The following is a 14,260-nucleotide window of genomic DNA, read 5'->3' as shown; positions in this document are numbered from 1 at the left end:
TTATGTTAGTGTAACCAAAACATACACTATTATGAAACGAATGAACTTTATTGCCACACTTTCTCTGACCTTTATGTTGTTTGCTGGAATAGCAAACACGCATGCTCAGGATAGCATGAAGAAGAAAGAAAAAACAGTGATGGTAGGAGGCGCTGCCATGTATCCAAGTAAGAATATTGTTGAAAACGCCGTAAACTCTAAAGACCACACTACTTTGGTCGCCGCTGTGAAAGCAGCCGATTTGGTAACTACTTTACAATCCAAAGGGCCTTTTACTGTTTTTGCACCAACAAATGCCGCTTTCGATAAGCTTCCTGATGGAACGGTTGCAACATTGTTGAAACCTGAAAACAAGGAAAAATTACAAACCATCCTAAAGTACCATGTGGTAGCAGGCGATTTCTCTGCAGCCGACCTTATGGAAAAAATTAAAATGGGGAAGGGTTCTGTAGAATTGAATATGGTGAATGGTGGAACGTTAACTGCGATGTTGAAAGGAAAAAATATCATCCTTAAAGATGAGAATGGAAATACATCGATGGTGACCATCGCAAATGTAAATCAATCGAATGGTGTCATCCACGTTGTTGATAGCGTATTGCTGCCAAACTAAACGATGCTAAATTAGAATAGAAAACGGGACATTTCGTCCCGTTTTTTTTTATCTCAAACTGGCTTCAAATTCTTTTTCGAATTGCTGTTGAAGCTTGTTCATAATCTTATCGATCTGCTTGTCGGTCAGCGTCTTTTTATCGTCTCTTAAGGTGAAACGCAACGCGTACGACTTCTTTCCTTTAGGTAATCCTTTTCCGGTATACACGTCAAACAACTGCACTGCCCGTAAAAGTTTTTTCTCGGTTTGCTCGGCTGTTTTCTGAAGGTCTCCAAAGCGAACATCATCATTTAATAACAGTGCCAAGTCGCGCGTAACTTCCGGATATTTAGGAATGGGTTGTAGTTGAAATGTGTCTGGCGAAAGAATGCTTAATACAGCATCCCAGTCGAAATCGGCATAGAGTGTTTCCTCTTCAACATCGAACTTTTTGGCAAGCTTCTTTTTTACAACGCCCATTTCAACCAAGGCTGTTTTTTTAGAGGAAAGCACGATTCCTTCGGAAAAGATATCATTCTTGGTTTCTTTTTCCGAAACTTCATCAATGCCGAGTTTTTCCAATATAGATGAAACGATTCCCTTTATATAAAAGAAATTCGTCTTCACCTCGGGCACATTCCATGATTCTTCCGTTTTCTGACCGCTAATCGCAATGCTTAAATGTTTTTTCTCTTCTCTACTGCCTGGAAAATTGTGATAGGTTTTGCCAAATTCGAAAAGCTTCACATTATCAATTCTACGGTTTTTATTATACGCAACAGCCTCTAATACACCGAACAACATACTCTGACGTAAGGCAGCCAATTCGTTGCTCAACGGATTCAACATGGTTACCGTATACGACTCGTTTATTTTTTCAGAAACCTCAGAATACTTCGGATTCGTAAGTGAATTCGCCATCATTTCATGAAAGCCCAGCGCTGTTAACTGATTGGCCGCCGCATTCTGAACCTTATAATCCTCAATGGGTTGGTTAACCGCAATCGAGGCGTTCAGCTTTTCCGTAAATGCAATATTGTTGTAGCCGTACACCCTAAGAATTTCCTCTATCACATCGGCCTCACGTGTAACATCGTTTCGATAGGCAGGAATGGTCATCCCGATGCCGCTTTCGGTAACGCTATTGATCTTTATTTCAAGGGAAGTAAGAATTTCCTTGATGGTTTCTGGCGCAAGTTCTTCACCGATCAGTCGCGTCGCATTGCTGAAGTTTAAATACACTTGATGATCTTCCACCTTTTTCGGATAGAAATCGTCCATATCACTGGCTACCTGTCCGCCCGCAATTTCTTCAATCAAAATAGCAGTACGAAGTAAGGCGTAATCGCAGGCGTTCGGATCGATACCTCTTTCAAATCGGAAGGAAGCATCAGTATTCAGACCGTGACGTTTAGCTGTTTTTCGAACACTAACCGGATCGAAATAGGCACTTTCCAAGAAAATACTCTTTGTTTTTTCGTTTACACCACTATCGATACCTCCGAAAACTCCGGCAATACACATTGGCTTATCCGCATCGCAAATCATAAGGTCCTCTTCGTGTAATTCGCGTTCAATCCCATCTAGGGTGGTAAACTTGGTACCCGAAGACAATGTCTTCACCCTAATTTTATTGTCGGTTATGGCATCTGCGTCGAAGGCATGTAATGGTTGACCCAATTCGTGACAAACATAATTAGTGGCGTCTACCACATTATTGGTAGGTGTAATTCCGATAGCCTTCAATCGATTTTGCAACCAATCGGGAGACGGTTTCACTGAAAGGCCTGTCATCGTTAGCCCACAATAGCGAGGCGCCCGTTTCGGATCTTCCACCTGAACATCCATACGAAGTGTTCGACTGTCTACGTGAAAACTACTGGTGGAAGGCGTAATAAGTTCTACCGAAATATCCTGCTGTAGCAAACCAGCTTTCAAGTCGCGTGCAACACCCCAATGGCTCATAGCGTCGGCGCGGTTTGGAGTAAGGCCTATTTCAAAAACATGGTCTTCTTCCACTTCAAAAATTTCGGAAAGCGGCGTACCAGGTGTCAGCTTTTCTTCCAGTACCATAATGCCATCGTGACTTTCACCCAAGCCCAATTCATCTTCGGCACAGATCATCCCATGACTACTTTCGCCTCGAATTTTACCTTTTTTAATGGTCCAAGGTTCGCCTTTATCATCATACAAGGTTGTGCCAATAGTTGCGACGGGTACTTTCTGTCCCTGCGCAACGTTGGGAGCACCACAAACAATCTGAACTGGAGCACCGTTTCCAAGATCAACCTTGGTTAACTTCAGTCGATCGGCATTTGGGTGTGGAAAACATTCCAATACTTCACCCACCACGATGCCTTTTAGTCCACCAGGAACGGAAACAAAAGACTCGATGCCTTCAACTTCCAGTCCGAGATCGGTTAAAAGCTCGGCGGTTTCTTCCGGTGATTTCTTCAGTTTTACAAATTGTTGCAACCAATTGTACGATATCTTCATTCCAAAAAATTCTTAACAGAACGCAAAGATAGTATTTATGCCATTTTTTGTGGTTATTTTTGAGTATTTCCCGTGCCTTTTAAACTGTATTTATGAGACATTTCATCGCGATACTATTATTGCTGCTTCTTTTTTCCTGCGGAAAGGATACCGAAGTCATTAAAGCCGGTCCGTGGCGAGCCACCTTGTTGTTGGATGATGAAAAGGAAATTCCATTTTTATTGGAGTTGAATTCGGATACTACTATGACTTTTATCAATGCTGAAGAACGTATCGACATTACAGATGTGAAGCTAAAAAACGACTCTATCATCATTCAGCATCCCGTTTTTGAAGGCGTCATCAAGGGAACATTTACCAAGGACTCCATAGGAGGCGTGTTTCTTCAACCGAACCGAAATCGCTCCATTCCCATAACCATGCAATTTGGTAGAAAACCTCGGTTTCACATCGATGAGGCGCCTTCCACTATAGTAACGGGTACTTGGGAAACTGTTTTTAGTCCTAACAATCCCTCTGAAAAATATTTGGCAAAAGGCGTGTTTAAGCAAAGGGGGAATCGCGTTACGGGAACCTTTCAAACCACTACTGGCGATTATCGTTATTTGGACGGGATTATTGAAAACGATTCGCTAAAACTTTCAACCTTCGATGGCGCGCACGCCTTTTTATTTGAAGGACAGGTGAAGGAAAATGATAGTGTGATAGAAGGGATGTTCTACAGCGGGAATCATTGGAAGGAACGTTTTGAAGCAAAGCGAAACGAAGCCTACGAACTTCCGGAAGCAGATACTCTTGTAGCCCTAAAGAAAGAATACGATAGCATTCATTTTGCATTTCCAACGTTGAAAGGCGACACGCTGCGATTTGATGACCCTTATTTTAAGGATAAGGTTACACTCGTTCAGTTAATGGGCAGTTGGTGCCCAAATTGCTTGGATGAAACCAGATATTTAGTGGATTTTTACGATACCCAAGATGAGGATAAACTTGCCATTGTGGCATTGGCTTTCGAGTATGCACCCACTGAAGAAAAAGCAATCGCTTCTCTTGAGAAATTGAAAAAGGCTGTAGGCATTCCATATCCGATATTGTTGGCACAGGTGGGAAGCGACAGCAAGCAACGAGCACATGAAAAACTTCCTATGCTTACCGATGTGAAATCGTATCCCACCCTTATTTTTGTCGATAAGCAGGGAAAGGTTCGAAAGATTCATTCCGGCTTCAACGGTCCAGCAACTGGCGAAAAATACCAAGCGTTTCAAAAAGAATTCGAAGCGAATGTAGAGGCGCTGTTATCTGAATAAAGCTACTTACATTTCACCTCCAAAAAAGATGGTATTCATCAATAATTTGTTGGTGCCGTACCAAAACGCCCTGAAATTGGTGTTATCGGTAAAGTAAATAACGCGACCACGACCTTTTCTGCCAATTCGTACCGCAGCGGTATTTTTCAATTCCTCTAGATTGGCATCATCTATATAACCACTCATTAAAGGAGAATCGGTATACAAAATCGGGTTGTCAAAGCTGTTGGGTTCTGGTTTTAGGAACAAGGTTGAATTTCTGAATACGGGCAAGGTTTCACTTGTATACCCAAAAGCAATTGGATGGGTTCTATCCAGCTTGGTCTCAAAAATAGCGCCGCCAATTCCCTTAGCACCATAATAATCCTGGCGCTGTTCGAAGGAAATGTTTTGTGCAGTATCCTTTCGAGTTTTGAAATCGAGGGAGGCCAACTTCAATTTATCCATCCAACGTCCCGAATTCTTATATCCAATCAAGGTTCCGCCATCTTCAACCCAACGGGACAATTTTTCACCCATCATCGTATCGAAGGTACTTCCGTAACTATTAGGAACGATAATATCGGTATAGCGACTTAAATCGGTTCTGCCTAGATTTCGAGTATCGAGCTTCGTGATGGGAATGTTATAGCGGGTATCGAATAAATGCCAGATTTCACCTGCATCATAGGAAGAAACACCATCACCCACCAATACCGCAACCTTAGGTGCTGAAAGGGCTGCAAAATTTCGACTTCCCAAATTGATGCCTTCCGAAAGTCCCGTAGAAACTCCTACGATCGGTTGATGCGAGCTTTTGCTGAGATCGCTTACAAAACGATGCAATTCCTGAGGCGACATTGACTGTCCCACCACCGGAATAAGGATGGTACCATAATCGTATTCCTTGTTTTCCAAGCTGAATTGCTTCAAAGCCACTTTCGCTCGGATACCTTTTTCCAATACTGCATGTAGTGCTTTTGGAGCGTAATAATCGGACCATGGCATGAGATAGGCATAGTTGGAGCGACTGGGAGGTGTGGGAATCGGATTTTTTAAGTCCGTTACTTCCGAGCCTTTAGAACTGCCAGCAACATTCTCGGCATAGGGAAGGTTGAAGGCTAAGGGTAATTTCCATGCACTTACATCGTAAAACAGACTGTCCTGAAATTCGGTTCGCTTTTCGAACATGGCTTCAATCAAGCGATATTGGCGTTGGTCTTTGGGAACTACATAAGCGTTTCCTTTAGTGAAGGTTTTTCCATTGAGCGTAATATCCTTTTCAAGGGAATAAAGTTTTATTTTATGTCGATTCAGGATTTCAGCTAAATGAAACGTTTTTGAAGGATCCTTTTCATCCCCAAAAACAATAGCCGGTTTTCCATTGGCTTCACTACGAGCCTCGTTGAAGAATTTTTGTTGATACGAAAGCAATTCCTGTCGCATCTTTTGTGCTGCTTCCAAGGTTGAAAAAGCAGCAGTAAGTTGATTTCTTATGGTGAAGGGAAATGTTAGCAGCCCATTTTCACTTTCCTGAACATGGCCGCGAGAAGAAGCTTGTTCAAACAGAATTCCGATACCACCATTGATGTCGGGAAAAGTAGAGCCTTTTCCATAGTAAAAATCATCGAAGCTTTCTTTGGTATAGTACAAACTCCCAATTTCATCGAATGCCTTTGCGTGAAAGTTCCCAATATCGGCCGTTAAATCTTGGTTCTGCTGAGGTGTTAGCGGATGGGTTCGCGACGGAATACCGGGTTGAAAGAAAAAGGAAGCATTTGTCCCCATTTCGTGATGGTCGGTTAAAATGTTAGGGTACCATTTATGAAAGGTTTCAATTCGGGCGCGACTTTCCGGCAACTGAACAGGCAACCAATCGCGGTTCATGTCGAACCAATAGTGGTTGGTGCGGCCGCCCGGCCAAATTTCATCATACTCTCGATCGTTCGGATCTGGATTCAAATGCAGGCTCTTATGGGTATTCACCCACTGCGAAAAACGCTGCAACCCATCCGGATTGAAGGATGGGTCTAGTAAAATTACCGTATTCTGAAGCAAGTTTTCGATTTCCGATCCCTGCGCTGCCGCTAAGTGATAGGCTAACAACAGTGCCGCATTCGAGCCACTAGCTTCATTTCCATGAATGGAAAACCCTTGGTACACCACGATGGGCATATTGGTAACATCGGCATCGCCACTTTCCACAATTTGTTGGTGCTGTTGTTGTATGGATGAAAGATTTTGGTGGTTTTCAGGACTTGTTACTGTTAGAAGAAGTAGCGGTCTGCCTTCAAAAGTGGTACCTCGGTTTTCGATTGTAATGCGATCGCTAACGTCTGCAAGCTCCTTCATGTACATCACCAGCTTATCATGGCTTACATGCCATTCGCCTACTTGATGGCCGATGACCGATTCAGGGGTAGGAATGGTTTCGTCGTAGGAGACGGTATCTGGAAGATAATATGCTAGTGATACGGATGTTTCCTGTGAAAAGGATGCAATGCTAAACAGGAAAAGGAGGGTAGCGAATAGCTTTTTCATGAATTCAATTTTGTATAAAAATAAAAAACCGCCCAAAGATTTGGACGGTTTTCAAAATTTTATTGGATAAAGACCTTATATATCATCGAAATCGATATCGGTAAATTCGTTGGCAGAACCGCTGCTTTCACCGTTGCTTTGTTCGTCCGAATAGTTGTTTTCAGGTTGATAGTCCTTTTGGTGACGTTCGCTGATAACCTCTTCACCTTTTTCATTTACGATGTAATCGGTCATTTCTTCTAAGTTATCACGGAAATCTGCGAAGTCTTCTTTGTATAAATAAATCTTATGCTTTTTGTAGTGGTAAGATCCATCGTCGTTCGTAAACTTTTTACTTTCCGTAATCGTTAGGTAATAATCGCCCGCTCGTGTTTCGCGTACATCAAAAAAATAAGTGCGTCGTCCCGCACGCATCACTTTTGAGAAAATTTCGTCTCTCTCCATCGTATTCTGATCGCTCATTGTGTTAGTTTAGGTTACAGTTGTGCCAAAAATCTAAAAAAAATGCTAATAAGGCAAATAAAGTTACATTTCTTTTTCCGACAGCTGCTTTTCATACAGTTCCTTGTAATAGCCTTGCTGTTGGATCAATTCAGAATGGGTGCCACGCTGAATGATAGTTCCTTCATCCAAAACGATGATGTGGTCTGCGTTTTTTGCTGAAGAAACACGGTGACTTACAATAATAGTGGTTTTGTCCTGTGAAATCTCATGCAGGTTTTGAAGGATTTCCTCCTCTGTTTCGGTATCCACTGCTGAAAGGCAATCGTCGAACAACAAAATAGAGGGATCCTTTATGATTGCTCTAGCAATAGAAACCCGTTGTTTTTGTCCGCCGCTTAAGGTGATGCCCCGTTCGCCCAGAACTGTATCGTACCCTTTACTGAAACCGACGATATTGTCGTGAACGGCCGCACGCTTGGCTGCTTCGATTACTTCTTGTTCGGAAGCTGTTTCTTTCCCGAAGCGAATGTTGTCTTTAATAGATTCAGAGAACAAAAACGCATCCTGGGGCACATAACCAATACTGCTGCGGAGACTTTCTAAATTCATTTCGGTGATCGGTTTGCCATCGATTAAAATCTGCCCTTCTTCAATATCGTACAAGCGTCCTATTAATTCCAGAATCGTCGATTTTCCAGCACCGGTATGTCCAATAATCGATAAGGTTTCACCAGGATTGATGCTAAAGGAAAGTCCTTTTAAGGCGGTAATATTGGTATCAGGATAGGTGAAAGTAACGTTTTCAAAACGTATCTGACCGCTGATTTCAGTAGGTGCTTCCACTTTATTCTGAACGGTAGGCACATGATTCAAAAACTCATTAATTCGTTTTTGGGAAGCTTCAGCCTGCTGTACCATACTACTAACCCATCCGACGATTGCGACGGGCCAAGTGAGCATATTCACATAAATCAAAAATTCTACGATAGTACCAAAATCGATAGTACCATTAATATATTGCAAGCCGCCTATGTAGATCACCAAAATATTACTAACGCCGATCAATAAAATCATTAAGGGGAAGAATAATGCCTGAACCTTGGCCAAATCAATGTTCTTTTCACGACTTTGCTCGGCAAGGTCTTCAAACCCTCTATTGGTTCTTGGTTCGATACCATACGCCTTAATGACTGCCACTCCGCTAAAACTTTCCTGGGTATAAGACGTAAGCTTCGATAGATACTGCTGCACAATCGTACTTCGCTTATTAATGGCTACACTTAGCCTATAAATCGCTATCGATAAAATTGGTAAGGGAGCTACCGCGTAAAGCGTAAGCGTAGGAGCGATATAGAACATATACGAAATGGCTACGATAAATAAAGTAATCGTCGTGGTACTGTACATAACCGCTGGTCCTACATATAGACGAACCTTTGAAACATCCTCGCTAATACGGTTCATCAAGTCGCCCGTTCTGTTTTGCTTGTAGAATGCTAAGGAAAGTCGCTCATACTGCTGAAAAACCTCATTCTTCAAATCGTATTCGATATAACGAGAAACCACAATAATTGTTTGTCGCATAATGAAGGTGAAGAAAGCAGCCAACAGCGCCGCGCCGAGAATCCAGAGAATATCCTCTAAAAGCTCCGATTTCACCACCTCAAGGTCAGTGATGGTACCGTCCAAATATTGTCGCACGACATCTACCGAATCACCAATAACCTTCGGAACGACTATTTTGAAAATAGAGGCTGCGATGGTAATGAGAAGGCCTAATAGCAAGCGTCCCCAGTATTTTCTGAAATATTTGTTGAGGTACTTTAGTTCTTTCATGAAGGCGGACAGGAAATTATTAACAAATTGATACTTTAACTTGAAATTCTTTGTACGAATGTCACCAAACCGCTATTTTTGCACCTCCATTTTATGGAATGCATAATTTGTAACGTATGATGACAGAAGTAGTTAACGCGAAAGAACTTCAGAAACAAGATCCGGTTTTTGGTCAACTTTCATTCGATGACCATGAGCAGATCGTTTTCTGCAACGACAAAGATACAGGATTAAAAGCAATAATCGGGATTCACAATACGGTTTTGGGACCTGCCTTGGGCGGTACTCGTATGTGGCAATATACCAGTGAATGGGAAGCTTTAAACGATGTGTTGCGATTAAGCCGGGGAATGACATATAAGTCTGCAATCACAGGCTTAAACTTGGGTGGCGGGAAAGCCGTTATAATCGGCGATGCTAGAACCCAAAAGACCCCAGAGCTGATGAAGCGTTTTGGGGAGTTTGTGCACTCACTAAACGGAAAATATATCACTGCAGAGGATGTTGGGATGGAAACGTCCGATATGGACCTTGTGCGAACGGTAACACCTTATGTTACGGGAATCTCGGAAGAAAAAGGGGGTGCCGGCAATCCTTCTCCAATCACTGCTTATGGTGTGTTTATGGGAATGAAGGCTGCTGCCAAGCATGCTTTTGGAAGTGATGTCTTGGAAGACCGTACCGTATATGTTCAGGGTATTGGAAATGTAGGTGAAGCATTGGTCGAACACCTTTCCAACGAAGGCGCAAGAGTATTTATTGCAGATATCAATCAAGACCGTTTGGCCGAAGTACGCGATAAGTATAGCGTAGAAATTTACGGTGGGAATAATCTTTATGGTGAAGAAATGGATATTTACGCACCTTGTGCGTTAGGAGCTACCGTGAATGATATTACGATCGATCAATTGAAAGCAAAGGTAATTGCTGGCGCGGCGAACAATCAGTTGGCGGAAGAGCAGAAGCATGGTAAATTGCTTCAGGAAAAAGGGATTGTTTACGCTCCTGATTTCTTGATCAATGCTGGTGGAATTATTAATGTGTATGCGGAATTGGAAGATTACGGTAAGAAGGAAATCATTCGCAAGACCGAAAATATCTATAATACTACCTTAGAGATTTTGAAGCATGCTGATAGCAATGATATTACAACACATCAGGCAGCTTTCAATATTGCGCAGTCAAGAATCGATGCCAGAAAAAACGAAAAGTAAGGTTTCAATAACGATTCTGAAATAGTATATTTGCAGCGCACAGGGTCACTCCTTGTGCGTTGTTTTTTAACGGTTCTTTTCAATAGTCTATGCTTACAAGAAGACATATCAGGGTAAAGGTTTTACAATCTATCTACGCCTTTTTTCAAAGTGAACACCTCGACCTGGATAAGCAGGAAAAATTTTTACGTTACAGCTTGGAACAATTACAGGATTTATATGCCTTACAATTGCAATTGCTCGTAGAGGTTCGTAACCATGCCGAAAACTTTTTAAACAAATCGAAACAAAAGCATCTGGCTACCCAAGAAGATAAAAATCCGAGCCGGAATTTCATCGATAACAAAGCCATTCAGTTGCTGGCCGATCATCAGGATCTTCAGGAATTTCTTAAAAACAAGAAGTTGAATAACTGGGAACGCGACGATGAATACGTGAGCTTATTGTTTAAGGAGTTACGCGAAAAGGAGTGGTATAAGGAATATTTAGAATTGTCCAACCCTACCTTGCAAGAAGATCGTAATATCGTTGCAAAGTTTTATAAGAATGTCGTTGCACCGAATGACAAGCTCTACGACTATATTGAAGATACACGACTTACCTGGGCCGATGACTTTCCGATGGTGAATACCGCTATCATGAAGTTGCTCGGGAAGATTTCTCCAAAGAATGCACACAGCCTTGTGCTTCCCGATGTGTATAAAAATGATGATGACCGCGAATTTGCCCTTACGCTATTACGAAAGGTTATTCTGAACAACGAAAAACTGACTGAGGAAATCGATGGAAAAACACCTAATTGGGATAAGGAGCGTATCGCTGAAATCGATATGATTATCCTTAAAATGGGGATATCTGAGTTCCTATATTTTCCTTCTATTCCTGTTCGTGCCAGTATTAACGAATACCTTGAGGTTGCGAAAGAATACTCTACCCCTAAGAGTAGTATCTTTATCAACGGTATTCTTGATAAATTGGTGAAGGAGTATACCAAGGATGGGAAACTAAACAAAATGGGTAGGGGTCTTCGATAAGAGCAAAAAAATCCTTACATTAGCGCCGCTTAATCGTAAAATAAATACTATGAAAAAATCAATTTTGATGGTAGCCGTTTTTTCAGCCTTAGCATTTGTATCGTGCAAGGAAAACGCTGCCGATAAGGTGAATGAAGAAAATGTAGCCGCTGCTGCCGAACGCGATGCCGATGCTACTAAAATGCCAGTAATGGAATTCGATAAGAAGGTTCATGACTTCGGAACTATCGAACAAGGAACTGCTGTTGAAACAGTATTCAAGTTTACAAATACTGGAGATGCTCCTCTTATGATCGTAAACGCGAAAAGTAGCTGTGGATGTACTGTACCTGAGTACACGAAAGAGCCTGTTGCTCCAGGTGAAGAAGGTGAATTGTTGGTGAAGTTCAACGGAAGTGGTAAAAACCAGGTTAGCAAAACCGTAACCATAACTACAAACACCAAGAACGGTAAGGAAACCGTAAATATTAAAGCGTTTGTAAATCCTAAGGATGGTGCCCAAGGCGGTAACATGCTTCAAACAAATTCAAAATAAGACACTCCTAAATGGAACAGATTCAAGGCTTTTTACCTATAATTTTATTGTTTGTGGTAATGTATCTTTTTCTGATACGTCCACAAATGAAACGTCAAAAACAGGAAAAAAAGTTCTCTCAGGAAATCAAGGTAGGCGATCGGGTGGTGACCAAAAGTGGTCTTCACGGAAAGATTGTCCAACTTCATGACAACGACGATACGTGTATGTTGGAAACCAACGCAGGTAAAATGAAGTTCGAGCGCTCCTCGCTTTCTATGGAACTTACGGAAAAACTGAACAAGCCTGTAAAATCTGAGAAGAAGTAAAGGTTGTTCCTATACAAACAAAAAAGCCCGACGAATTCGTCGGGCTTTTTTTATGATAGTATTTCAAAGTTAGAAAATGCGATATCCCACTAAGATACCTCCTCGGAAAAATGCTTCTGGTGCATCGTCATCATTAATTAAATAGCGACCACCACCGAGGCTTATTTCGAATACAAAGCCGTTATTGCTTACCCATTTTTGCCCCACAGCAAATCCAATTCCGAAATTAAACCAATCATTAGTATCGGATTCCTCTATATACTCGCCTTCAATAGTATAATAAAAGTCATCGTTGTACGTATTTCCTACAGTAGCTTGCAACAATCCCTCTGCAAAAAGACCACGCGCACCGTATTCTTTTTTATTCAAAAAGTATTGCCGGTAATACGGGGTAAATGCAAATTTTTGATTGTGATAATAATCGTCTGAAAAACCTACACTTATCGCAGCTCCAAAACCAGAATATCGGCTAATGATGTATTCATAATTTATTTCGATATTCGGAATGGCTATGGCTTCAGTTGCATCAATTCGTACTTCATGTTTACGATTGGAAGCATCTGGCGCCGTTTCGGCATCCTGTGCCTGGCAAAATAGCGAACCCAAAATGGAAAACGCCAAAAAGAGTTGTTTCATGTTATAAGGAGCTTTTTAAAGGTTCCAAAGAAACATCTTTTTTCAGTTGGTTGTATCAGGAAAGTTCAAGTTTCACCAATTATTTTTCGGCGGTGATTTGCGCGATGTTTACGATTACTTCAATCGCTTTCAACATACTTTCCACAGGTACATATTCATAGCGACCGTGAAAGTTATGGCCACCCGCAAAAATGTTTGGGCACGGCAAGCCCATATAACTTAACTGCGAACCATCGGTACCACCGCGAATCGGTTTTATGAGGGGTGTGATTTCTGCCTTTTTCATGGCCTCTTCAGCAATATCGACGATGTGCATAACAGGTTCAATTTTTTCCCGCATATTGAAATATTGGTCCTTGATTTCAACTGTTATCGCCTCTTTTTCATATTGCGCATTCAATTCATCTGCCAATTCCTGCATCATCTTCTTTCTTGCTTCAAAATGATCCTTGTCATGATCGCGAATAATATATTGAAGCTTTGTGCCGTCCACTTCACCTTCAATACTATATAAATGGAAAAAACCTTCGCGACCTTCCGTGTGTTCAGGTGTTTCCAATCGCGGCAACGAATTGATAAAATCGGTGGCCATATACATGCTATTCACCATTTTTCCTTTCGCATAACCGGGATGTACTATTTTCCCTTGTACCTTAACCACCGCACCAGCAGCATTAAAGTTTTCGTATTCCAATTCACCAATCTGACTTCCGTCCATGGTATATGCCCATTCGGCACCGAATTTCGCAACGTCAAACTTATGCGCGCCACGGCCTATTTCTTCATCGGGCGTAAAGCCAACGCGAATTTTCCCATGTTTTATTTCGGGATGCTTCACCAAATATTCCATGGCGGAAACAATCTCTGCGATACCGGCCTTATCGTCTGCACCCAACAAGGTGGTTCCGTCGGTTGTAATGAGCGTCTGACCTTTATACTGCAACATTTCATCAAAATCCTTAGGCGACAACACGATATTTTCGGCTTCATTCAAAACAATATCACCACCATCATAGTTTTCGATAACCTGTGGATTCACATTTTTGCCCGTAAAGTCCGGCGTGGTATCGAAATGCGATACAAAACCAATTACAGGAACTTCCTTGTCGATATTCGAGGGAAGCGTCGCCATGATATAGGCATTTTCGTCTATGGTAACATCCTCCAAGCCTATCTCTTTAAGTTCCGCTACCAATTGATGGGCCAAATCCCATTGCTTTTCGGTACTCGGGGTGCTATCGCTTTCAGGATCGCTCTCGGTATCTACTTTTACGTAACGGGTAAAGCGATCTATAAGGTGTTGTTTGTCTATCATATATCTTAGTTTGTACTACAAAA

General features: G+C 41.8%; 12 protein-coding genes. 6 read left to right on the top strand and 6 right to left on the bottom strand.

Annotation, left to right across the window (positions count from 1 at the left end; genetic code table 11):
- Window positions 1–31: 31 nt before the first annotated feature.
- Entirely contained in the window at window positions 32–613 is a 582-nt protein-coding gene (locus tag I4Q58_RS13880) for a fasciclin domain-containing protein (protein ID WP_203296496.1), read from the top strand.
- A gap of 48 nt (window positions 614–661) precedes the next feature.
- On the opposite strand, the gene pheT is transcribed toward I4Q58_RS13880, so the two are convergent.
- Complete coding sequence (gene pheT / locus I4Q58_RS13875; protein ID WP_203296495.1) at window positions 662–3,088, bottom strand: phenylalanine--tRNA ligase subunit beta; 2,427 nt, start codon at window positions 3,086–3,088, stop codon at window positions 662–664.
- A 92-nt stretch (window positions 3,089–3,180) separates the two neighbouring features.
- On the opposite strand from pheT, the gene I4Q58_RS13870 reads away from it, so the two are divergent.
- The gene (locus tag I4Q58_RS13870) at window positions 3,181–4,395 is read left to right on the top strand and encodes a TlpA disulfide reductase family protein (RefSeq protein ID WP_203296494.1); all 1,215 of its coding nucleotides are present in this window, start codon (window positions 3,181–3,183) and stop codon (window positions 4,393–4,395) included.
- 6 nt (window positions 4,396–4,401) lie between these two features.
- On the opposite strand, the gene I4Q58_RS13865 is transcribed toward I4Q58_RS13870, so the two are convergent.
- From I4Q58_RS13865 to I4Q58_RS13855, 3 genes are all read right to left on the bottom strand, one after another.
- A complete protein-coding gene (locus I4Q58_RS13865) occupies window positions 4,402–6,915 on the bottom strand; it encodes a M14 family metallopeptidase (protein WP_203296493.1) in 2,514 nt (837 codons plus the stop codon).
- Window positions 6,916–6,990: 75 nt separating this feature from the next.
- The gene (locus tag I4Q58_RS13860; protein ID WP_203296492.1) at window positions 6,991–7,377 is read right to left on the bottom strand and encodes a PUR family DNA/RNA-binding protein; all 387 of its coding nucleotides are present in this window, start codon (window positions 7,375–7,377) and stop codon (window positions 6,991–6,993) included.
- 63 nt (window positions 7,378–7,440) lie between these two features.
- Window positions 7,441–9,195, bottom strand: coding sequence for an ABC transporter ATP-binding protein (locus I4Q58_RS13855; RefSeq protein ID WP_203296491.1), 1,755 nt, complete (start codon window positions 9,193–9,195; stop codon window positions 7,441–7,443).
- Between the two features lie 116 nt (window positions 9,196–9,311).
- Here I4Q58_RS13855 and I4Q58_RS13850 point away from each other — a divergent pair, with 116 nt between their 5' ends.
- The 4 genes from I4Q58_RS13850 (at window position 9,312) to yajC (ending at window position 12,286) form a co-directional block, all read left to right on the top strand.
- Window positions 9,312–10,409, top strand: coding sequence for a Glu/Leu/Phe/Val family dehydrogenase (locus tag I4Q58_RS13850; protein ID WP_203296490.1), 1,098 nt, complete (start codon window positions 9,312–9,314; stop codon window positions 10,407–10,409).
- 197 nt (window positions 10,410–10,606) lie between these two features.
- Window positions 10,607–11,443, top strand: a complete 837-nt coding sequence (gene nusB, locus I4Q58_RS13845; RefSeq protein ID WP_317194069.1) for a transcription antitermination factor NusB — start codon at window positions 10,607–10,609, stop codon at window positions 11,441–11,443.
- A gap of 49 nt (window positions 11,444–11,492) precedes the next feature.
- On the top strand, window positions 11,493–11,978 hold the full coding sequence (locus I4Q58_RS13840) for a DUF1573 domain-containing protein (protein ID WP_203296488.1): 486 nt from the start codon (window positions 11,493–11,495) through the stop codon (window positions 11,976–11,978).
- An 11-nt stretch (window positions 11,979–11,989) separates the two neighbouring features.
- A complete protein-coding gene (gene yajC / locus I4Q58_RS13835) occupies window positions 11,990–12,286 on the top strand; it encodes a preprotein translocase subunit YajC (protein WP_203296487.1) in 297 nt (98 codons plus the stop codon).
- A 69-nt stretch (window positions 12,287–12,355) separates the two neighbouring features.
- Here the strand turns inward: yajC and I4Q58_RS13830 are convergent, their stop codons facing one another.
- Both I4Q58_RS13830 and pepT read right to left on the bottom strand, forming a co-directional pair.
- Window positions 12,356–12,922 carry a DUF3575 domain-containing protein gene (locus tag I4Q58_RS13830; protein ID WP_203296486.1) on the bottom strand — a complete coding sequence of 189 codons (567 nt, stop codon included), beginning with the start codon at window positions 12,920–12,922 and terminating at the stop codon, window positions 12,356–12,358.
- 79 nt (window positions 12,923–13,001) lie between these two features.
- Window positions 13,002–14,237 (bottom strand): peptidase T, encoded by a 1,236-nt coding sequence (pepT, locus tag I4Q58_RS13825; protein ID WP_203296485.1) that lies wholly within the window; start codon window positions 14,235–14,237, stop codon window positions 13,002–13,004.
- Window positions 14,238–14,260: the final 23 nt, after the last annotated feature.

Source organism: Luteirhabdus pelagi (assembly GCF_016827595.1).
Lineage (GTDB): Bacteria > Bacteroidota > Bacteroidia > Flavobacteriales > Flavobacteriaceae > Luteirhabdus > Luteirhabdus pelagi.
Note: the sequence above shows the minus strand (reverse complement) of the source record. Positions and strands in the feature narration are given on the sequence as shown.